This window comes from Amycolatopsis saalfeldensis (assembly GCF_900110575.1).
Taxonomy (GTDB): domain Bacteria; phylum Actinomycetota; class Actinomycetes; order Mycobacteriales; family Pseudonocardiaceae; genus Amycolatopsis; species Amycolatopsis saalfeldensis.
Genome location: NZ_FOEF01000010.1, coordinates 58,486 through 76,503, shown reverse-complemented (window position 1 = coordinate 76,503; position 18,018 = coordinate 58,486). Strand labels below are relative to the sequence as shown.

The following is an 18,018-nucleotide window of genomic DNA, read 5'->3' as shown; positions in this document are numbered from 1 at the left end:
TTCCGCCCTTCAGTTCAGGTACTGGTTCAGGGCGCGGGCGAGGAACTTCCCGTGGCCGGCCCCGCCGCTGAAACCCGACGGCGACACCACGACCCGGCCGCGCGAGAGCACCGTGTGGACCTTGCCGGTCAGTTCGAAGCCCTCGTACGCCGAGTAGTCCACGTTCATGTGGTGCGTCTCGGCGGACAGCGTCTGCGTGGCCGCCGGGTCGTAGACCACGATGTCCGCGTCCGAGCCCGCGGCGATGACCCCCTTGCGCGGGTACAGCCCGAACATCCGGGCCGGCGTCGCCGAGCACGTCTCGACCCAGCGGCCGAGCGAGATCTCACCCGCGACCACGCCCTGGTGCAGCAGGTCCATCCGGTGCTCGACGCCGGGCATGCCGTTCGGGATCGCCCGGAAGTCGCCGCGGCCCAGCTCCTTCTGGTCCTTGAAGCAGAACGGGCAGTGGTCGGTGGACACCACGGACAGGTCGTTGGTGCGCAGCCCGCGCCACAGGTCGGCCTGGTGCGACTTCTCCCGCAGCGGCGGCGAAGCGACGTACTTCGCGCCTTCGAAGCCGGGCTTCGCCAAGTCCTCAATGGACAGGTACAGGTACTGCGGGCAGGTCTCGGCGAACACGTTCTGCCCGTCGTCACGCGCTTCCGCCACCGCCGCCAGCGCCTGCGAGGCGGACAGGTGCACGATGTAGAGCGGCGCACCCGTGACGGCGGCCAGCCGGATCGCGCGCGAGGTCGCCTCGGCCTCCAGCTCCGGCGGCCGGGTGCGCCCGTGCTCCACGGGGTCGACCCGGCCCGCGGCGTACGCCTGCGCGGCCAGCTCGTCGATCGCGATGCCGTTCTCGGCGTGCATCATGATCGTGGCGCCGATCTCGCGCGCCTGCTGCATCCCCCGCAGGATCTCGCCGTCGGTGGAGTAGAAGACGCCGGGGTAGGCCATGAACATCTTGAAGCTGCCCACGCCGGCGTCCACGCAGGCCCGCATCTCCTTGAGCGAGGCGTCGTTGACGTCCGAGACGATCATGTGGAAGCCGTAGTCCACGGCGCAGTTGCCGTCGGCCTTGCTGTGCCATTTGTCCAGTGTGGACAGCAGCGAGGTGCCCTTGGCCTGCACGGCGAAGTCGATGATCGTGGTCGTGCCGCCCCAGGCCGCGGCGACGGTGCCGGTCTCGAAGGTGTCCACGGAATGCGTGCCGCCGAAGGGCATTTCCATGTGCGTGTGCGCGTCGATGCCGCCGGGCAGCACGTACTTCCCGGTGGCGTCGATCGTCTCGTCGCCGGTGAGCGCGCCGGGCGCGGCGACGGCGGCGATGCGCTCGCCGTCCACCAGCACATCGGCCTCGACGGCGCCGGCGGGGGAGACGACCTGGCCGCCTTTGATAAGGGTGGTCATCAGGCCTCCGTCAGGGGGCCGTAGCTGTCCGGGCGACGGTCGCGGTAGAACGCCCAGAGGTCGCGCACCTCGGCGAGCTGGCCCATGTCCAGGTCGCGGACGACGATCTCCTCCTCGGAGTCCGAAGCGGCCTCGCCGACCAGCTGCCCGCGCGGGTCGGCGAAGTAGGACTGGCCGTAGAAGTCGTTGTCGCCCAAGGGTTCCACGCCGATGCGGTTGATCGTGCCGACGAAGTACTCGTTCGCCGCGGCGGCCGCGGGCTGCTCCAGGCGCCACAGGTACTCCGAGAGTCCCCGGCTGGTCGCCGACGGGTTGAACACGATCTTCGCGCCCGCCAGGCCGAGCGCGCGCCAGCCCTCGGGGAAGTGCCGCTCGTAGCAGATGTACACGCCGATGCGGCCCACGGCGGTGTCGAACACCGGGTAGCCGAGGTTGCCGGGCCGGAAGTAGAACTTCTCCCAGAACCCCTTCACCTGCGGGATGTGGTTCTTGCGGTGCTTGCCCAGGTACGTGCCGTCGGCGTCGATCACCGCAGCGGTGTTGTAGTAGACGCCGGGCTGCTCCTGCTCGTACATCGGCACCACCAGCACCACGCCGTGGCGCTCGGCCACCTCCTGCATGAGCTTCGTGGTGGGGCCGTCGGGAATGCCCTCGGTGTAGGAGTAGTAGTCGGCGTCCTGGATCTGGCAGAAGTACGGGCCGTAGAACAGTTCCTGGAGGCAGACGACCTGGGCGCCCTGCGAAGCCGCTTTGCCGATGGCTTCGACGGCGTTCGCGATCATCGACTCCTTGTCACCCGTCCACCGCTGCTGGATCAATCCGGCTCGGACCAGGTCGCTCACTTGTCTCCTCCTTCGTGCTGGACCGGGAGAACAGGGCGTAGACGGCGAACGCGCCGACCAGGCCCACCACCCAGTTGTAGTCGTAGAGCGGCTTCAGGAAGGGGATGAGGCCGTTCGCGGGGAAGGGGCCGCCGTAGGCCCCGCCGACCGCGAGCACCGCGCCGACCAGCGTCGCGACCACCGCGCGCCAGTTCCAGCCCCCGGCGAACCAATACACCCCATCGGGTGTGTAGAGGTCCTTCAGCTTCAGCTCGGTCCGGGCGATCACCCAGTAGCCGGCCACGAGCACACCGGCCACGGCGCCGAGCAGGCCGCCGTAGAACCCGAGCCAGGCGAAGATGTAGATGCTCGGGTCGGAGTAGAGCCGCCACGGCTGGATCAGGATGCCGACGACACCGGTGATCAGGCCGCCGAGCGCGAACGTGATGCGCTTCGGGAAGGCGTTGGAGAAGTCGTAGGACGGGCTGACCACGTTCGCCGCGAGGTTCGCCGAGATCGTCGCCAGCACCAGCGCGGCCAGCGCGACGACCACCACGACCGGGCTGGAGAACTTGTCCGCCAGCTGTGCCGGGTCCCAGATGTCCTGGCCGTAGAGCACGTGCCCGCCCGAAGTGGTCAGGATGGCCACGACCGCGATGAACGTCATGGTGGTCGGCAGGCCGAGGATCTGCCCGCGCACCTGCTTGCGCTGGCTGCCGCCGAAGCGCGTGTAGTCCGGCATGTTCAGCGAGAGCGTGGACCAGAACGCGATCATCGCCATCAGCGACGGCGCGAACACCTTCCAGAAGCCGGGTCCCCAGCCGAGCTTGCCGGGGTCGGCCAGGATCGGGCCGAAGCCGCCCGCCTTCACCAGCACGTAGCCGAGCAGGATCAGGAAGCCGACCGACACCAGCGGCGCGGTCCAGTTCTCGAACTTCCGGACCGCGTCCATACCGCGCCAGATGATCAGCATCTGCACGAGCCAGAACACGGCGAAGCTCAGCCACAGCGTCCAGTGCTGGCCGAGCACCACGGTCGAATCGCGCCAGCCGGACCCGGCGAGCCTGCCGACGATCACGTAGATCGACTCGCCGCCCACCCAGGTCTGGATGCCGAACCAGCCGCACGCGATGAACGCGCGCAGCAGCGCGGCCAGGTTGGCGCCGCGCAGGCCGTAGAAGGCCCGCGCGAACACCGGGAACGGGATGCCGTACTTCGTGCCGGCGTGGCTGTTGAGCAGCATCGGGGCGAGCACCACGAGATTGCCGATGGTGATCGTGATGAGTGCCTGCAGCCAGTTCATGCCGAGCGCGATGAGCGACGCCGCCAGCGCGTAGCTGGGGATGTTGTGGGCCATCCCCATCCAGAGCGCGAAGTAGTTGTACGTGCTCCAGGTCCGTTTTCCGATCGGGACCGGGGCCAGTTCCTCGTTGAAGAACCGGCTGCCGTGCAGGGAGCGGACGTCGGCGAGCTCCACCCGCCCGTCGGCGTGCACCTGTGAGGTCGGCTCCATTGCGGAATCCTGCGCGCCGGGTGCGGGCGGGTGGCAGAGGCAGACTGTTCACCGTTCGGCTGCCCTCGGCGCAGTCTGTCGATTGCGCGAACGGCCCCGACGGTGCATGACCTGCGTCACAATCCGCCGGTAGCGTCGGCGCAAAGTGAGCGAAACACGGTCGCGTTCTCCACAGGATCTCCACAGCTCACCCGGATGGCTTCCACGGTGGTTCCCTAGAGTCGTCGGCATGGACAGAGGGGGACGGCGGGTGCTGGTCGTCGAGGACGACCTCACGATCGCCGCGTCGATCGCCGCCCGGCTGCGGGCCGAGGGGTTCACCGTGGAGCTGGCCCACGACGGGCCGGCCGCGGTGGCGGCGGAGGCCGCGACCGGCCCGGACCTGGTGGTGCTCGACGTGATGCTGCCCGGCTTCGACGGGCTCGAGGTGTGCCGCCGGATCCAGGCGCGGCGGGCGGTGCCGGTGCTGATGCTCACCGCGCGCGCCGACGAGACCGACCTGCTGGTGGGGCTCGGCGTCGGCGCCGACGACTACCTGACCAAGCCGTTCTCCATGCGCGTGCTCACGGCCCGGGTGCACGCCCTGCTGCGGCGCGTGGAGCGCTTGTCCGCCCAGCGCGGGCCGGAGCGGATCGTGCTGGGGGACCTGGAGATCGACATCGACGAGCGCCGGGTGACCCGCGCCGGGGAGCCCGCGCAGCTGACGCCCATCGAGTTCGACCTGCTGGTGCACTTCGCGCGGCGGCCGCGTTCGGTGCAGCCGCGTGAACGGCTGCTGGCCGAGGTCTGGGACTGGGACGTGCACGCCGGCGGCGCCACCACGCGCGCGGTGGACAGCCACATCAAGGCGTTGCGGCGCAAGCTCGGCGCCGACCTGATCCGGACGGTGCACGGGGTGGGCTACGCGCTGGAGGTGCCGGCATGAGGGTGTTCCTGGGCAAGCTCGTGGACCTGCTGCCGCGCCCGCTCGACCCGATCCGGTCGATCAAGCTGAAGCTGGCCATCCTGCTGCTCGCCTCGGGCGGGATCGCGTTCGCCTTCTTCAACTGGCGGATCGGCTGGCTGCCGCCGAAGACCACGGTCACGGCGATGCTGATCGCGCTGGCCACCTCGCAGATCCTGGCCCACGGCATGACCCGCCCGCTGCGTGAGATGACGGCGGCGGCGCGCGCGATGGCGCGGGGCGACTACACCCGCCGCGTCCGCGCCACCGCCCGTGACGAGGTGGGCTCGCTGGCCCACGCGTTCAACCAGATGGCGGCCGACCTCGCCACCGCCGACCAGCAGCGCCGCGAGCTGATCGCCAACGTGTCGCACGAGCTGCGGACGCCGATCACCGCGTTGAACGGGGTGCTGGAGAACCTGGTGGACGGCGTCGCCTCGCCGGACCCGGCCACCCTGCGCACGGCGCTGCACCAGACGGAACGGCTGGGCCGGCTCGTCACCGAGCTGCTGGACCTCTCGCGCATCGACGGCGGGACGCTTTCGCTGGACCTCGCGCGGGTGGACCTGGCGGAACTGCTCGCCGAGGTCGCGGCCGAAGCCGAGGCGATGGCCGCCGCGGCGGGCCGGGGCGTGCGGTTCGACGTGTCGGTGTCGCCGCCGGGCGCGGCACTGACGGCGGACCGCGCGCGGCTGTACCAGGTGGTGGTGAACCTGCTGGAGAACGCCGCCCGCCACGGCCCCGCGGGCAGTTCGGTGGAGGTCCGCGCGGTGGTCGACGCGGGCGTGGCCCACATCGAGGTCCGCGACGAAGGCCCCGGCATCCCGCCGGCGGACCGTGCGCGGGTGTTCGAACGCTTCACCCGCGGCGAACGCGCCGGCGGCGGCGGGACGGGCCTCGGCCTGGCCATCGCCCGCTGGGTGGTGGAACTGCACGGCGGCTCGATCGCGGTCGTCGCGCCGGAGACGCCCGCCCTCGTTTCAGGGCCGGCTTCCGCTGGCGCGGAAGGGGTTTCCCCGGACGCTCGCCAGGACGGCTGCCGGATCCGGGTGACCCTGCCCGCCTGACTTCGCTGTATCGCTGGGGTTTGCCGGCTCTGCCGTCGTGAATTCGCGAAAGCGAACAACGCCGCGTCCGATTCGACGCCGCGTGAGTTTGTTGTGGAGAAAGGCAGGAACCCTTGTCCGAAACAGATCCCGAATCCACCCGCCGTCCGGCGCACGCCGTTCCGCCGGGTGCCGCGGGGACGGCGCGGGGCTGGGCCGAGTCCGTGCTGCAGGCCGCGAAGACGCAGGACGCGGCGGAAGGCGGGACCGATCCCCGAGCGGCGACGGGGCCACGGGTCCCGGTGCTGCTGCTCCCGGCGACCCCGCCGAGGTCCGAGGTGGTGCCGATGGCGTCGGCGGTCCTGCCCGCCGCGGGGGCGGCCGGGCTGGTGGCCGCGGTGGTGGTGCCGCTGGACCGGCCCGGGATCGGCTGGGTGCTGACCGGTGCGGTGCTGGCCGGGGCGATCTTCGCGGTGGACCGGCGGGCGCGGCCGCGTGACGCGCCCCGGCACTTCACCCGGGCCAGTGCCGGGTGGGCCGCGCTTTCGCTGGCGCTGCTGGCCGTGGGCGCGGTGCGGGCGTCCGGCTGGCTGTTCATCCTTTGTGGACTAGCGGCGGCCGTCACCGGGTCGCTCGCGGTGGTCGGGCGGCGCACCATGAACACCACGTTCTACGACGTGCTCGCGGTTCCGATCGAGGCCTTCGGCTCGATCCCGTGGGTGGCTCGCGGGCTGCGCGGGGCGGGCCGGCAGCGCGGCCGGGTGTTCGGCGCCGTGCTCGCCGCCTTGGCGGTGATCGTGGTGTTCCTGCCGCTGCTGACCAGCGCGGACGCGACCTTCGCGCACTTCGTCGGGGAGATGGTGCCCGACCTGGGGGCCGGCGCGATCTTCCGCTGGGGCTTCCTGTTCTGCGTCGCGCTGTTCGGTGTCACCGGGGCGTGTTACCTGCTCGCGTCGCCGCCGTTCCCCGCCACGGACGGGCCGCGGACCGCGCGGGGTGACCGTCTGCTGTGGACACTCCCGCTCGCCACGCTGGTGGTGATCTTTGCCGGTTTCGTCGCCGTCCGGATCGTGGTTCTGTTCGGGGGCAAGGATTACGTGCTCCGCACCGGGGGACTGACCTCCGCCGAGTACGCCCGCGGCGGCTTCTGGCAGCTCTGCGCGTGCACGGTCCTGACGCTCGGCATCATCGCCGCCGCCCTGCGCTGGGGCCCGCGTGAGCTGAAGGGCGACCGGATCGGCCAGCGGATCCTGCTCGGCGCGCTGGCCGCGTTGAGCCTGGTCCTGGTGCTCTCCGCGCTGAGTCGCATGTGGACTTACCAGGAGGCGTACGGCTTCACCGTGCTGCGGCTGCTGGTGGAGGTCTGCGAGATCTGGCTCGGCTGTGTGTTCCTGCTGGTCGGCGTCGCACTGGTGCGGCTGCGCTCGGCCTGGCTGCCGCGGGCCGCGATCGCGACCGCGGCGGCCGCGCTGCTCGCACTGGCCGTGGCCGATCCGGAGGCGCTGATCGCCGGGGCCGACATCGACCGGGCCGCGCAGGGGAAGCCGCTCGACACCCGTTACCTCGGCGGGTTCTCCGCCGACATCGTGCCCGTGGTGGCGCAGCGGCTGCCGGACGCCGGCTGCGTGCTCCGCCCGGTGCTGCGGGACCTGCCGGACGAGCACTGGCCCGGCTGGAATCTCAGCCGGGCCAGTGCGCGGGAGGTCCGCCTGCCCGCGGCGGACTGCCGCTAGAACGCGAAGACGCTGGACGACTGGGCGTCCGCCGTGCACCGGTTCGGGTAAGTCGTGCGGAACGACACCGGCTTGCCCGCCCAGGTGCCGACGGCGGACACGTCCACCGGCGCGTAGAGCATCGTGCAGCGCTGCAGCCGCGGCTTGATCCGGGCGAAGTCGCCGTCCGCGGCGATCAGCGCGGCGCACGCGGTTTCGCGCTCCGGGTGGCTGCCGCCGGTGGGCCGGCAGGTCAGCGAGGCGGCCGCGGTCCGGCCGGACGTTTCGTGCGTGCTCAGCTGCAGCATCGACCCCGGCACAGTGGATATCGGCACGGTGGATACCGGCGAGACGACACCGCTCAGGCCGAGCACACAAGCGGCGATCGGAGCGAAAGAAGAGAAGACCATACTTCGGATATCGGCAGCCGGAAGCCGCTCACTGTGCTGCTCTTCCGGGTGAGTTTTCCTCGCTCGTACGGGTGGCCGCGGCCAGGTCGTGCGCGAGTAACGCGACGTACAGCGACAGCATCGACTCCGGGTCCTCCAGTCGCACGCCGAGCACCTGTTCGATCCGCGCGAGCTGCTGGTAGTACGCCGTGCGCGAGGTGTGCGCGGCGACGGCGGCGGCCGACTTGTTGCCGCCCTGTTCGCAGTAGTGCCGCAATGCCTGCACCAGCCGGCTGCCCGAGGCGGTGTCCCGTTGCAACAGCGGCCCCAGCTCACGAGCGGCGAACGCGCTCACCCGCTCGTCGCCTTCGAGCAGGTGCAGCAGCCCGCGCAGCCGGACGTCGCGCAGCCGGTGCAGCGGCCGTTCGACGCCCTCGCCCAGCGCGGCGGCGGCTACCTGGGCGGCCTCGACCAGCGTGCGGCGCGCCTCCGCGGAGCCGGTCACGGTCGTGCCGACGGCGATCACGCAGGGCGCGCTCGCGCGGGCCTCGTGGATGTCGGTCGCCAGCCGCGACAGCACCGTTTCGGCCGCGGCCTCGGGGGAAAGCGCGATCAACGCCCGTACCCCGGTTTCGTCCGTGGACACCAGCGCGGAGACCTTCGCCCGCCGCGTTGCCAATGCGGTCGCCTCGGCCAGCTCACGCCGCAGCGGCGGGGTGGACAGCGCGGGCCGGGTGGTCGCGGTGACCCGGGGCCGCACGGCCAGCCCGATCAGCCGCCGTCCGGTGAGCGGCACGGCCAGCGCCGAGGCCCGGGCCAGCGCCTCGGCCGACGGCGCGGGCGAGGCCAGCAGCTCGGTCAGCACGGCGCGGTGGGCCTGGCGTTCGAGCGTGTCGGAATCGCGGGCCACGAGCCGGTGCACGGCCAGCGCCGAAGCGGCCCGCTCGGCGACCACGCGAAATCGGTGCGGCGGCGGCTCCGCGCAGACGAGCACGAGCCGGCCCCAGTCGTGCCCGCGCGCGCCGACGACGGTGACCAGGAAGCCCGCCGCCGCGTGATAGCCCGTGCGTTCGCCGAGCTGCACCACGCGCGAGCGCGCCGGCCAGCCCGTGAGCAGCTCGCCCGGGTCGAGGCCGGCCGCGTCGTAGGCCAGCACCTCGTGCTCGAGGGTCTCCAGCACCACCGGCTGCCCGGTCAGCCGCGCGACCTCGCCCAGCACCACCCCCGGCTCGGCGCCCGCGACGGTGAGTGCGGTGAACGTCTCGTGCACGCGTTCCGCCGCCCGCAGCTCGGCCACCTGCGCGTCGACGATCAGCCCGTTCACCGCCTCGGTGACGGCGACGTAGCGGGTCTCCCGCGAGAGCGTGATCAGCGGCAGCCCGCACTTCTCGGCGGCCTCGACCAGCGCGCGCGGCAGCCGGTCGCTCCAGTGCCGCACCAGCTCCACCACCACTCCGGCGACGCCGACCTCGGCCAGGTCCGTGACGTACCGGGCCAGCGCGGCGCCGTCGTCCGGCAGCGCGACGCCGGTGGTCAGCACCAGCTCGCCGCCGCGCAGCAGGGGCGCGATTTCGGCGATCTCGGCGACGTGCGCCCACCGCACGGCCCGCTCCAGCCCGGCGCTGCCCGCGACGACGTGGGGACGGCCCTGGCGCAGCACCGGCAGCGCGAGCACCTCGGCGACGGTCGGGTACATCGGGTTCCCGGGCCTCCTTCCGGACGGCAGGCACAGACTGTACGGCCGGGCCGGGCAGTCCGTACACGTTGCCGATGGCGCCCGCGTGGCGCCCGCCCGGAGACTCGGGTGGACAGCGAGCCCGGGACGAGAAGGAGCGCACGCCGTGACCGACCGCATCAGCCATTGGATCGACGGCAAGCCGTTCACCGGCCCGGCCGGGCGCAGCGGGGACGTGTTCGACCCCGCGACCGGCGAGGTGCGGGCGAAGGTGGACTTCGCAGGCCCGTCGGAGGTGGACCAGGCGGTGGCCGCCGCCGCGGCCGCGTTGCCGGGCTGGCGCGGGACGTCGCTGGCCGGGCGCACGCGTGTGCTGTTCGCCTTCCGGGAGCTGCTCTCCGCGCGTAAGCACGAGCTGGTGAAGATCGTCACGGCCGAGCACGGCAAGGTCGAATCCGATGCGGCCGGCGAAATCGCGCGGGCGCTCGAGAACGTGGAGTACGCGTGCGGCGCGGCGCAAATGCTCAAGGGCGGCTTCAGCGAAAACGCGTCCACCGGTGTCGACGTCTACTCGATCGCACAGCCGCTGGGCGTGGTCGGCGTGATCTCGCCGTTCAACTTCCCCGCGATGGTGCCGCTGTGGTTCGTGCCGAACGCGCTGGCGTGCGGCAACACCGTGGTCCTCAAGCCGAGTGAGAAGGACCCGTCGGCCGCGGTGTTCATCGCGGAGCTGTTCGCCGAAGCCGGGCTGCCCGCGGGCGCGCTGAACGTGCTGCACGGCGACAAGGCGGCGGTCGACGGCCTGCTGGAGCACCGCGACGTCAAGGCGATCTCCTTCGTCGGTTCGACGCCGATCGCGCGCTACGTCTACGAAACCGGCACCCGGCACGGCAAGCGCGTCCAGGCCCTCGGCGGCGCGAAGAACCACATGGTCGTGCTGCCCGACGCGGACCTGGACCTGGCCGCGGACGCCGCCGTGTCCGCCGGGTTCGGCTCGGCGGGGGAGCGGTGCATGGCGGTCTCGGTGGTGGTCGCCGTGGACCCGGTGGGTGACGAGCTGGTCGCGAAGATCACCGAGCGGATGGCCCGCCTGCGCGTCGGCGACGGCCGGGACCCGGCGTCGGAGATGGGGCCGCTGGTCACGAAGGCCCACCACGAGCGCGTGAAGTCCTATGTGGACGCCGGCGTCGCCTCGGGTGCCGCCCTGGTGATGGACGGCCGCGGAATCGAGGTGCCCGGCGACGGCTTCTGGCTCGGCCCCACCCTGTTCGACCACGTCCGCCCCGAAATGTCGATCTACACCGACGAAATCTTCGGCCCGGTCCTGTCGGTGGCGCGCGCGGCTTCGTACGACGACGCCCTGGCTTTGATCAACGCCAACCCCTACGGCAACGGCACCGCCATCTTCACCGGCGACGGCGCCGCCGCCCGCCGCTTCCAGAACGAGGCCGAGGTCGGCATGATCGGCGTCAACGTCCCGATCCCGGTCCCCGTCAGCTATTACTCCTTCGGCGGCTGGAAGGACTCATTGCTCGGCGACAGCCACGCGTATGGGCCGGAGGGTTTCCACTTCTACACGCGGACGAAGGTGGTCACTTCGCGGTGGCCGGACACTTCGCACGCGGGGGTGAACCTCGGGTTTCCCGGCAACTCCTGAGCGGTTCAGGCGGGCAGCACGTTGATCAGGATCTTGGTGCGGGGCGTGGAAAGCACGATGTTGGTGCGCTCGCCCTGAAGCCGGCCCTGCAGCTTCATGTCGTCGATGCGGTAGCTGTGTCCGTTCACGACGAGGTAGGTGAACCAGATCCGCTTCATCATCGAATACAGGTAGATCGGGTACTGCTCCGGTGCCGTGGGCCTGACGGAGACCTTCCCGAAGTCGTGTGTCCAGCCGGTGACCACGACGAGCCGCCCGTCACGCACCTCCGCCAGCCTCCGCCGGCAGACGAAGGCGAACCAGCCGGTCAACGCGAGCGCGAGGACCATCAGCAGGAGATCGGGGATCAGCATGAACACCGGCGAAATGGTGGTCTTGCCGGTGACTTCGTTCAGCTGATTCGCATCGCCGACGTCGCCGACGGCCTTGACCGCAAGAGCCACCATTCCGACGATCCCGGCGACCACGAGCACAGCGGCCGCCCAGAAGTTCAGGTCCAGAATCTTCCAGCGCTGGGACGGGTGGAGCCGGCCGTTGCGATTGGCCAACTCCACGTCCGGGCTCGTCGTCATTCGGGCTTTTCCTTGCTGTGCGGAGGATTCAGGAGGGAATGACGTTGACCAGCACCTTGCTCCTGGGCAGGAGGCACAGCGTGTTGTTTCGGTTGGGTTGGATCAGTGCCCACATTTCCCTGCTCGGAAGGTAGGTTTTCCCACCTGCTCGCAGTTCTCGGCGTTCGGCCGTCATGATGCCTTGGCTCTGGAACCTCATGCCGATGGGGTACTCGTCCGTGCAGCTGGCTTTCCCGAAGTCGTGAGTCCAGCCGGTGATGAGAATCAAAGGCCGGTGGAGATCTCGGTAACGCCGCCAGCAGAAGAACAGGCACAGCACCGCCAGCAGGACGACAAAGGGCATGGCTGCCAGAGACTGCCCGGACTTTGCGCTGGAAAAGACGTCGGTGGTGAGCGGAAGGATGACAGCGAGCAACACCATCGCGACACCCACGATGAGCAGGATCCAGAAGACCACGTCCAGCACTTTGCCGCGCTGGGACGGGTGCAGTCGGCCGGCGAGATTGGCCGCGGCCACCTCCGCGGGGCTGACCGGAGTCGTCATGCGCCGCAACCTTCCGGTGAGCCTTGCTTGCTGTACGGCAGATTCATCAGGATCCTTAGCTGCGCGGGGAAGAGTGAAGCCGCCCACTCCGGCTGAAGCGGGCGACTTCATCCTGCTCTACCGTCACTCGGGCTTTCCTTCGCCGCCGCCCTGCGGCTTTTCGCCCCCTTCGGGCTTTTCGCCTTCGTGCTCCTTCTTGTAGGCCTCTGCGCCTTCACGCTGACGGTCGACCTGCTCGTTCTCCTGACGCCGCGCCTCCGTGCCGGCGCCGACCCAGTCCGCGGAACTCGGCTTCGGCACGTCCCCGCCGGCCTTCTGCCAGCCTTCGGGGCTGAGGAAATTGCGCCCGTGCTCGGAGACTTTGTCGCCCGCCCCCTCGAGCTTGTCGTGAAAGGGCACCTTCTCCGCAGTCGATTCCTTCCAGCGTTCGGCCTTGTCGCCGACGCTTTCGTCCACATGGGACTTCCCGGCGGCGCGGGCGGAGTCGGTGAGCTCGTTGCCCTTCTTCTCGATGTTCGCGGCCAGGTCGACGCTCTTGTCGGTCACCTTGTCCGCGGCCTTGCCGAGCTTCTTCAGCGCGTTCGCGGCGTCCTCGATGGCCGCTTTGGACTTGCCGGCGCTCTTGGCGAGCTTTTCCAGCTGCTCGACGACCTTGGCGATGCGGGTGCCGATCTTCTCGGCCAAGATGCCGCCCTCGACCACGGTGTCGGCGATGAACGCCGCGATCGTGCCGCCGAAGGTGCACCACGACGCCGCCAGCGCGGCCAGGCCCTTGATGATCAGCTCGCCCACGAAGGACGAGATCATGTCGCGGATCAGGCCGCGCTCGGTGCCGACCAGCGCGGCCGCCACGTTCATGCCGATCGAGGCGGCGTGCGCCTGCCCGGAGGCACCGCGCAGCGTCGCCGCGTAGCCCTTCGCCGTGTCCTGGTAGGCCTGCCCGCCCTGGCCCTGGAAGTCCGGGGCCACCTTCGCCGCGGCCTGCTCGTACTGGCCGGCGCTCTGCTCCAGCTGCTTGGAGACGTTCTCCCAGGTCGTGGCCTTCGCCGTGACCGCCTCGGGGTTGCCCGCGAGCTGGTCGAGGCCCTCCTTGAGGAAGCTGATGTGCTCGATCAGCCAGCCGACGCCCGCGCTCGCGAGCGTGCCGAGCGGGTCCATCGCCGCGCCGAGCAGGTCGAGGCCGTCCGTGGCGACGTCCACGCCGAAGTTCAGCCAGTCGCCGTTGCGGGCGTCGGTGATCGTCGAGGCGACGTCGTTGAGGATGCCCGCGCCCGAGGTCTGGGCGTTGAGGTTGTCCATCTCCTTGGGCGCCGAGCCCATGTTCGTGGTGAAGCCGGTCGGCGACTCGGACTTCGCGACGAGGGGGTTCTCCTGCGTCTCGGTCATGCCTACAGCTCCTTGCCGATGCCGTTGATGTGCCCGGCCGTCTGCTTGTCGTGATCGCTGTACAGGTCGTGGGCCTGCTGGAGCTTGTTCGCGATGTCCTCGGCCGAGCTCGCGACGTCGCTGATGAAGGACGACGCGATGGCCGTCCAGATCTCCATCGCCGCGCCGAACGGCGCCCCGACGAGCCCGAACGAGTTGTCGCTCATCGCCTGGCCGGCGCCGGCGGTCGCCTGCGCGGCCGCCTTGACGCCGTCGCCGATGCTCTGCACCTCGCCCTTGTGCGTCTGCAGCGCTTCCAGACTGACCTTCTGATCTGGCATCAGTTGCCCCTCCCCAGGATCGAGCCGCCGTTGTAGTAGTAGTCGTCGTCATCGATGTTGCCCGCCGGCGGCCGGGTGGGCCGGGACGGGCGCGGCGGGGCCGAGGGCGGGCCCGGACGGGCCGGCGGCGGGGGCGGCGGGAATTCGTCCTCGCGATTGAAGAATTGCCGCTGCGGGTCGGCGGGCGGCGCTTCCTCCTCGACCTCGGGCGCCGGGATCTGCTCTTCCAGGAATTTCATGGCGTCGCTGTTCTCACCGATCACCGGCGCCATGATCGCGGTCAGCTGGTGGGCTGCCTGCGCCTGCGCGCGCTGGGCCGTGGCGACCACGGCCGCGGCCAGCGCGGCGCGCGGCATCTCCTCGGACCGCGGGCCGAAGGACAGCTGCTGCAGTGCTCCGGCGGTGTTCACGGTGACGGTGACCGCCCCGTCGGCGCTCGTCGCGGTCGCGGCGACGTGCTTCAGCCGTTCCTGGGCCTCGGCGGCCCGCTGCCCGATTTCAGCGATATCGGAGGTATTGGGTGCGCCTGCATTCATGTCCACAACTGCCCTCGGGTCCTCGGTTCCACCATGGTCTTTCTGAGGCAGCAAACCCGGTTACGGTTCCCTCGGCAAGCGAAGTTTTGATTTGTCCGATTCGCCTTTATTAAGTGTCGTTTGCCAACCATTTAACAAGTGCGGGCGGTCCGGCCGGCCGCGGTGACCCCGGCGGGTTGAGCGCCGGGCACTCAGGCTTCCGTAAACTCGTTGTGAGTAGCGGGGCCAGACCAGGGAGGTGCGGGTGGCGAACACGGACGAACGTCGCTTCGAGGTTCTTCGCGCGATCGTCGCCGACTACGTCTCGAACCAGGAGCCGGTCGGCTCGAAGACCATCGTCGAACGGCACAACCTCGGCGTCTCCAGCGCCACGGTGCGCAACGACATGGCGGCGCTCGAGGAAGAGGGCTACATCGCCCAGCCGCACACCAGCGCCGGCCGGATCCCCACGGACAAGGGGTACCGGCTGTTCGTCGACCGGCTCTCGGAGATCAAGCCGCTGTCCCCGGCCGAGCGCCGCGCGATCATCAGCTTCCTCGACTCCGGCACCGACCTCGACGACGTGCTCCGCCGCTCGGTCCGGCTGCTCGCGCAGCTCACCCGCCAGGTCGCGGTGGTGCAGTACCCGATGCTGACCAACGCGGCGGTCCGCCACCTCGAGGTGGTCCCGCTCACGCCGGCGCGGCTGATGCTGGTGCTGATCACCGACTCCGGCCGGGTCGACCAGCGCACCGTGGACCTCGGCGACGTGGTCACCGAGGAGGGCGTGCTCCGGCTGCGCACGGTGCTCAACGGCGCGCTGGCCGGGCGCCGGCTGGCCGAGGCCGCCGCCCGCGTCGCCGAGCTGCCCGAGGCGGCACCGGCCGACCTGCGCGACAGCCTCACCCGTATCTGTACGGTTCTGGTGGAGTCGCTCGTCGATCACCCGGAAGAACGGCTGGTGCTCGGCGGCACGGCCAACCTGACCCGCAACGTCGCGGACTTCCCCGGCTCGCTGCGGCAGGTGCTGGAGGCGCTCGAGGAGCAGGTGGTCGTGCTCAAGCTGCTGGCGGCGGCGCGCAACCCCGGTGCGGTGACGGTCCGCATCGGTGAGGAAAATGAGGACGAACAGATGCGAAGCACCTCCGTGGTGTCGATCGGCTACGGCGCCGACGACATGATCCTGGGGGGCATGGGCATCGTCGGACCGACCCGGATGGACTACCCGGGCACCATCGCGGCGGTCCGCGCGGTGGCCAACTACGTGGGGCAGATCCTGTCCGCCCGCTGATCAGCAGCGGGCCGGGCGGAGCAGAAGGAGAAGGCGAAGACGGTGGCGAGGGACTACTACGGGATCCTCGGGGTGGCCAAGAACGCGTCCGATCAGGAGATCAAGCGCGCGTACCGCAAGCTGGCCCGTGAGCTTCACCCCGACGTGAACCCGTCGGAGGACGCGCAGCACAGGTTCGGCGAGGTGACCACCGCCTACGAGGTGCTCTCGGACCCGCAGAAGCGCAAGGTCGTCGACCTCGGCGGCGACCCGATGGACTCGGGTGCGCGCGGGGGCGGCGGCGACCCGTTCGCGGGCTTCGGCGGGCTCGGCGACATCATGGACGCGTTCTTCGGCGCGGCCGGCGGCGGAGGCGGCCGCGGACGGGGCCCGCGCAGCCGCGTGCAGCCCGGCTCCGACGCGCTGATCCGGCTCGCGCTCACGCTGGAGGAGTGCGCCACCGGCGCGGACCGGGAGATCACGGTCGACACCGCCGTGGTCTGCGACCTGTGCCGCGGCGCCGGCGCCGCGGAGGGCACGACCACGAAGACCTGCGACACCTGCGGCGGCGCCGGCGAGGTGCAGTCGGTGCAGCGCTCGTTCCTCGGCCAGGTCGTCACGGCCCGGCCGTGCCCGGTCTGCCGCGGCCTCGGCGAGGTCATCCCCGACCCGTGCCGCCAGTGCGGCGGCGACGGGCGGATCCGCGCGCGGCGCAACGTCACGGCGAAGATCCCGCCGGGCGTCGGCGACGGCATGCGCATCCGGCTGTCCGGCCAGGGCGAGGTCGGCCCCGGCGGCGGCCCGGCGGGCGACCTGTACGTGGAGATCGACGAGACGCCGCACGAGGTGTTCATCCGCGAGGGCAACGAGCTGCACTGCAACTTCCGCATCCCGATGACCACTGCCGCGCTCGGCGCCACCGTGCCGATCACCACCCTGGTCGACGGCGACTACGAGCTGGACATCGAGCCCGGCACCCAGCCCAACACCGAGCTGGTGCTCACCGCCAAGGGCATGCCGCGGCTGCGCTCGTCCGGCCGCGTCGACGGCCGCGGCGACCTGCACGTGCACGTCGACGTCGTGGTGCCGACCAAGCTCGACGAGGCCCAGCGGGACCTGCTCGTGGACCTCGCCCAGCAGCGCGGCGAAGAGGTGCCGACGCTGGCCTCCAACGGCAGCAAGCACGGCGGCCTGTTCTCCAAGCTCCGCGCCAAGAACCGCTAGGCCGAGCCGGAAAGTGCCCGACACGACGCTGCCGGTCTTCCTCGCCACCGCCCTGCCCGAGAGCGGCCGGGCGGTGCTCGACGGCGAGGAGGCCCGGCACGCCGCCACCGTCCGCCGGCTGCGCGTGGGTGAGCAGCTCGTGCTCTCCGACGGCGCCGGCGCGATGGCGCGCTGCACCGTCGAAGCCGTCCAAGCCGGACGCGACGCCCAGCTCACCCTCGCCGTCGTCGAACGCTGGACGGAGGAGCCGCCCGCGCTGCGCGTGCACGTCGCGCAGGCACTGGTCAAGGGCGACCGCGGCGAGCTGGCGGTCGAGCTGGCCACCGAGGCCGGCGCCGACGCGGTGGTCCCCTGGCGCGCCGCCCGCAGCGTCGCCCGCTGGGAAGACGGCGCCCGCGGCGACAAAGCCCTCGCCCGCTGGCGCGCCACCGCCCGCTCCGCCGCCAAACAAGCCCGCCGCGCCCACATCCCCGACGTCACCGAGCCCGTCGGCACCCGCGAACTCGCCCAGCTCGCCGCCACCATGTCCCGCACCCTCGTGCTCGAATCCGGCGTCACCAGCCGCCTCACCGAAGTCGACCTGCCCGACACCGGCGACATCCTGCTCGTCGTCGGCCCCGAAGGCGGCATCACCGACGACGAACTCGCCACCCTGCGCGCCGCCGGCGCCATCGCCGTCCGCCTCGGCCCGGCAGTGCTCCGCACCTCCACTGCTGCCGCCGTCGCCCTGGGCGCACTGGGCGCCCTGACCAGCCGCTGGCACTGAGCCGGACCAGGGAAAAAACGCGCGGATTTTGCGGCGAGTTATGGCGTGATCACGCTCCGGGCAGCTACGCTCGTGACCAACGCGCAAGAAAACCAAGGTTTCGGCGCGCAACTGGGTGGGAATACCGGTGTGCGCGTACCCGAAAACCCCGCCGGGCACCTCCCCCCTCGGTCCGGCGGAGCCGCGGAGCGGTGGAGCGACCCCCAGGCTCCACCGCCCGCGGCGTCTTCGTAGGTGCTGGCGCACCTCCTTCGCCGCAGCGGTTTCCGCGTA

The 18,018-nt window shown here is 70.9% G+C and carries 17 protein-coding genes; 7 read left to right on the top strand and 10 right to left on the bottom strand.

Features of this window, described 5'->3' with window-relative positions; all coding sequences use genetic code 11:
* Positions 1 to 9 precede the first annotated feature (9 nt).
* From hydA to BMY97_RS22680, 3 genes are read right to left on the bottom strand one after another with little or no spacing between them, the layout of a single operon-like run.
* The gene (gene hydA, locus BMY97_RS22690) at positions 10 to 1,392 is read right to left on the bottom strand and encodes a dihydropyrimidinase (RefSeq protein WP_091619316.1); all 1,383 of its coding nucleotides are present in this window, start codon (positions 1,390 to 1,392) and stop codon (positions 10 to 12) included.
* Entirely contained in the window at positions 1,392 to 2,234 is an 843-nt protein-coding gene (locus BMY97_RS22685; RefSeq protein ID WP_091619314.1) for a nitrilase-related carbon-nitrogen hydrolase, read from the bottom strand. Before BMY97_RS22685 ends, hydA begins: the two co-directional genes overlap by 1 nt.
* Complete coding sequence (locus tag BMY97_RS22680; RefSeq protein ID WP_091619312.1) at positions 2,185 to 3,726, bottom strand: NCS1 family nucleobase:cation symporter-1; 1,542 nt, start codon at positions 3,724 to 3,726, stop codon at positions 2,185 to 2,187. The genes BMY97_RS22685 and BMY97_RS22680 overlap by 50 nt, the downstream gene beginning before the upstream one ends.
* Before the next feature lie 250 nt (positions 3,727 to 3,976).
* Here BMY97_RS22680 and BMY97_RS22675 point away from each other — a divergent pair, with 250 nt between their 5' ends.
* The 3 genes from BMY97_RS22675 to BMY97_RS22665 all read left to right on the top strand — a co-directional run bounded on the left by BMY97_RS22675 (position 3,977) and on the right by BMY97_RS22665 (position 7,448).
* Positions 3,977 to 4,651, top strand: a complete 675-nt coding sequence (locus BMY97_RS22675; protein WP_342744050.1) for a response regulator transcription factor — start codon at positions 3,977 to 3,979, stop codon at positions 4,649 to 4,651.
* Positions 4,648 to 5,736 (top strand): HAMP domain-containing sensor histidine kinase, encoded by a 1,089-nt coding sequence (locus tag BMY97_RS22670; RefSeq protein WP_177231499.1) that lies wholly within the window; start codon positions 4,648 to 4,650, stop codon positions 5,734 to 5,736. The genes BMY97_RS22675 and BMY97_RS22670 overlap by 4 nt, the downstream gene beginning before the upstream one ends.
* A gap of 113 nt (positions 5,737 to 5,849) precedes the next feature.
* Positions 5,850 to 7,448 (top strand): DUF4153 domain-containing protein, encoded by a 1,599-nt coding sequence (locus BMY97_RS22665; protein WP_342744048.1) that lies wholly within the window; start codon positions 5,850 to 5,852, stop codon positions 7,446 to 7,448.
* On the opposite strand, the gene BMY97_RS22660 is transcribed toward BMY97_RS22665, so the two are convergent.
* Both BMY97_RS22660 and BMY97_RS22655 read right to left on the bottom strand, forming a co-directional pair.
* Positions 7,445 to 7,837 (bottom strand): SSI family serine proteinase inhibitor, encoded by a 393-nt coding sequence (locus tag BMY97_RS22660; RefSeq protein WP_091619308.1) that lies wholly within the window; start codon positions 7,835 to 7,837, stop codon positions 7,445 to 7,447. The two genes, BMY97_RS22665 and BMY97_RS22660, sit on opposite strands and share 4 nt — an antisense overlap.
* A 28-nt stretch (positions 7,838 to 7,865) precedes the next feature.
* Positions 7,866 to 9,512 (bottom strand): PucR family transcriptional regulator, encoded by a 1,647-nt coding sequence (locus BMY97_RS22655; protein ID WP_091619306.1) that lies wholly within the window; start codon positions 9,510 to 9,512, stop codon positions 7,866 to 7,868.
* A 145-nt stretch (positions 9,513 to 9,657) separates the two neighbouring features.
* Between BMY97_RS22655 and BMY97_RS22650 the strand changes: the two genes are divergently transcribed.
* A complete protein-coding gene (locus BMY97_RS22650) occupies positions 9,658 to 11,148 on the top strand; it encodes a CoA-acylating methylmalonate-semialdehyde dehydrogenase (RefSeq protein WP_091619304.1) in 1,491 nt (496 codons plus the stop codon).
* Between the two features lie 5 nt (positions 11,149 to 11,153).
* On the opposite strand, the gene BMY97_RS22645 is transcribed toward BMY97_RS22650, so the two are convergent.
* The 5 genes from BMY97_RS22645 to BMY97_RS22625 all read right to left on the bottom strand — a co-directional run bounded on the left by BMY97_RS22645 (position 11,154) and on the right by BMY97_RS22625 (position 14,506).
* Positions 11,154 to 11,720: a hypothetical protein gene (locus BMY97_RS22645; RefSeq protein WP_091619302.1), complete on the bottom strand. Its 567-nt coding sequence runs from the start codon at positions 11,718 to 11,720 to the stop codon at positions 11,154 to 11,156.
* A 28-nt stretch (positions 11,721 to 11,748) separates the two neighbouring features.
* On the bottom strand, positions 11,749 to 12,264 hold the full coding sequence (locus BMY97_RS22640) for a hypothetical protein (protein ID WP_091619300.1): 516 nt from the start codon (positions 12,262 to 12,264) through the stop codon (positions 11,749 to 11,751).
* 123 nt (positions 12,265 to 12,387) lie between these two features.
* Complete coding sequence (locus tag BMY97_RS22635) at positions 12,388 to 13,650, bottom strand: WXG100 family type VII secretion target (protein WP_091619298.1); 1,263 nt, start codon at positions 13,648 to 13,650, stop codon at positions 12,388 to 12,390.
* A gap of 2 nt (positions 13,651 to 13,652) precedes the next feature.
* Positions 13,653 to 13,970, bottom strand: coding sequence for a type VII secretion target (locus BMY97_RS22630; RefSeq protein ID WP_091619296.1), 318 nt, complete (start codon positions 13,968 to 13,970; stop codon positions 13,653 to 13,655).
* Positions 13,970 to 14,506, bottom strand: a complete 537-nt coding sequence (locus BMY97_RS22625) for a YbaB/EbfC family nucleoid-associated protein (protein WP_091619825.1) — start codon at positions 14,504 to 14,506, stop codon at positions 13,970 to 13,972. Before BMY97_RS22625 ends, BMY97_RS22630 begins: the two co-directional genes overlap by 1 nt.
* Before the next feature lie 244 nt (positions 14,507 to 14,750).
* Here BMY97_RS22625 and hrcA point away from each other — a divergent pair, with 244 nt between their 5' ends.
* Genes hrcA through BMY97_RS22610 form a run of 3 tightly spaced genes read left to right on the top strand, consistent with a single transcriptional unit; the run spans position 14,751 to position 17,745 of the window.
* Entirely contained in the window at positions 14,751 to 15,776 is a 1,026-nt protein-coding gene (gene hrcA, locus BMY97_RS22620) for a heat-inducible transcriptional repressor HrcA (protein ID WP_091619294.1), read from the top strand.
* Between the two features lie 42 nt (positions 15,777 to 15,818).
* Positions 15,819 to 16,979, top strand: coding sequence for a molecular chaperone DnaJ (dnaJ, locus tag BMY97_RS22615; RefSeq protein WP_091619292.1), 1,161 nt, complete (start codon positions 15,819 to 15,821; stop codon positions 16,977 to 16,979).
* Between the two features lie 13 nt (positions 16,980 to 16,992).
* Positions 16,993 to 17,745: a 16S rRNA (uracil(1498)-N(3))-methyltransferase gene (locus BMY97_RS22610; RefSeq protein WP_091619290.1), complete on the top strand. Its 753-nt coding sequence runs from the start codon at positions 16,993 to 16,995 to the stop codon at positions 17,743 to 17,745.
* Positions 17,746 to 18,018: the final 273 nt, after the last annotated feature.

Coding starts and splice junctions, on each gene's coding strand:
- hydA (WP_091619316.1), bottom strand. CDS start 1,392: ATGACCACCCTTATCAAAGGCGGCCAGGTCGTCTCCCCCGCCGGCGCC.
- BMY97_RS22680 (WP_091619312.1), bottom strand. CDS start 3,726: ATGGAGCCGACCTCACAGGTGCACGCCGACGGGCGGGTGGAGCTCGCC.
- BMY97_RS22670 (WP_177231499.1), top strand. CDS start 4,648: ATGAGGGTGTTCCTGGGCAAGCTCGTGGACCTGCTGCCGCGCCCGCTC.
- BMY97_RS22660 (WP_091619308.1), bottom strand. CDS start 7,837: ATGGTCTTCTCTTCTTTCGCTCCGATCGCCGCTTGTGTGCTCGGCCTG.
- BMY97_RS22655 (WP_091619306.1), bottom strand. CDS start 9,512: ATGTACCCGACCGTCGCCGAGGTGCTCGCGCTGCCGGTGCTGCGCCAG.
- BMY97_RS22645 (WP_091619302.1), bottom strand. CDS start 11,720: ATGACGACGAGCCCGGACGTGGAGTTGGCCAATCGCAACGGCCGGCTC.
- BMY97_RS22640 (WP_091619300.1), bottom strand. CDS start 12,264: ATGACGACTCCGGTCAGCCCCGCGGAGGTGGCCGCGGCCAATCTCGCC.
- BMY97_RS22635 (WP_091619298.1), bottom strand. CDS start 13,650: ATGACCGAGACGCAGGAGAACCCCCTCGTCGCGAAGTCCGAGTCGCCG.
- BMY97_RS22630 (WP_091619296.1), bottom strand. CDS start 13,970: ATGCCAGATCAGAAGGTCAGTCTGGAAGCGCTGCAGACGCACAAGGGC.
- BMY97_RS22625 (WP_091619825.1), bottom strand. CDS start 14,506: ATGAATGCAGGCGCACCCAATACCTCCGATATCGCTGAAATCGGGCAG.